Annotated in this window: 1 protein-coding gene; it reads left to right on the top strand. The window is 64.6% G+C overall.

Annotated elements, in window-relative coordinates; translation table 11 throughout:
• Window positions 1–2 precede the first annotated feature (2 nt).
• On the top strand, window positions 3–1,930 hold a 1,928-nt coding region (tkt, locus tag CYR55_RS22670), incomplete at its 3' end, for a transketolase (protein ID WP_101818561.1).

The following is a 1,930-nucleotide window of genomic DNA, read 5'->3' as shown; positions in this document are numbered from 1 at the left end:
ACATGTCCTCTCGTAAAGAGCTTGCCAATGCTATCCGTGCGCTGAGCATGGATGGGGTGCAGAAAGCCAAATCCGGCCACCCCGGCGCCCCGATGGGGATGGCCGATATCGCCGAAGTGTTGTGGCGTGACTACCTGAACCACAACCCCACCAACCCGAAATGGGCTGACCGCGACCGCTTTGTGCTCTCCAACGGCCACGGCTCGATGCTGATTTACAGCCTGCTGCACCTCTCCGGGTATGACCTGCCGATTGAGGAGCTGGCCAACTTCCGCCAGCTGCACTCCAAAACCCCGGGCCACCCGGAGTATGGCTACACCGCCGGTGTGGAGACCACCACCGGCCCGCTGGGCCAGGGCATTGCCAACGCCGTGGGCATGGCGATTGCCGAGCGCACGCTGGCGGCGCAGTTCAACCGCCCGGGCCATGACATCGTTGACCACCAGACCTATGTGTTCCTGGGCGACGGCTGCATGATGGAGGGTATCTCCCATGAAGTCTGCTCGCTGGCCGGCACCATGAAGCTCGGCAAGCTCACCGCCTTCTATGATGACAACGGTATCTCGATTGACGGCCACGTTGAGGGCTGGTTCACCGACGACACCGCTGCCCGCTTTGAAGCCTACGGCTGGCACGTGGTGCGCGGCGTGGACGGCCACGATGCCGACGCCATCAAGGCCGCGATTGAAGAAGCGCGCGCCGTCACCGACAAGCCGTCACTGCTGATGTGCAAAACCGTGATTGCCTTTGGCTCGCCGAACAAGTCCGGCACCCATGACGCGCACGGCGCGCCGCTGGGTGACGAGGAAGTGGCCGCCACCCGCAAGGCGCTGGGCTGGAACCATGCGCCGTTTGTTATCCCGCAGGACATCTACGCCCAGTGGGACGCCAAAGAAGCGGGCCAGGCCAAAGAGCAGGCGTGGAACGAGAAGTTCGCCGCTTACCAGAAAGCCTTCCCGGCGCTGGCCGCTGAGTTCACCCGCCGCGTCAACGGCGAGCTGCCGGCCAACTGGGCAGAAGAGTCTAAAAAGTTCATCGCCCAGCTGCAGGCCAACCCGGCCAAGATTGCCAGCCGCAAGGCGTCGCAGAATGCGCTGGAAGCGTTCGGCAAAGTGCTGCCGGAGTTCCTGGGCGGCTCGGCTGACCTGGCGCCGAGCAACCTCACCATGTGGTCCGGCTCGAAGGCCCTGGGAGATGACCCGGCCGGCAACTACATCCACTACGGCGTGCGCGAGTTCGGCATGACCGCCATCACCAACGGTATCGCGCTGCACGGCGGCTTCCTGCCGTACTCCGCGACCTTCCTGATGTTCGTGGAGTATGCCCGTAACGCGGTGCGTATGGCGGCGCTGATGAAAATCCGCAACGTGTTCGTCTACACCCATGACTCGATTGGCCTGGGCGAAGACGGCCCGACCCACCAGCCGGTGGAGCAGCTGGCGAGCCTGCGCGTGACCCCGAACATGAGCACCTGGCGCCCGTGTGACCAGGTGGAGTCGGCGGTGGCATGGCAGTATGCCATTGAGCGCAACGACGGCCCGGCGGCGCTGATTTTCTCCCGCCAGAACCTGGCACAGCAGGCGCGTACCGACGCCCAGCTGGCAAACATCGCCCGCGGCGGCTACGTGCTGAAAGAGTGCGACGGCACGCCGGAACTCATCCTGATTGCCACCGGCTCGGAAGTCGAGCTGGCGGTGGCGGCGTACGAGCAGCTCTCCGGCGAAGGCCGCAAAGTGCGCGTGGTCTCCATGCCGTCCACCGATGCGTTCGACAAGCAGGATGCGGCCTACCGCGAGTCCGTGCTGCCGAAAGCGGTGAGTGCGCGCGTGGCGATTGAGGCGGGTATCAGCGACTACTGGTACAAGTATGTCGGCCTGAACGGCGACGTGGTGGGCATGACCACCTTCGGCGAATCCGCCCCGGCGGAGAA

Origin of the sequence: Chimaeribacter californicus (genome assembly GCF_002858675.1) — a bacterium.
GTDB lineage: Bacteria > Pseudomonadota > Gammaproteobacteria > Enterobacterales > Enterobacteriaceae > Chimaeribacter > Chimaeribacter californicus.
Note: the sequence above shows the minus strand (reverse complement) of the source record. Positions and strands in the feature narration are given on the sequence as shown.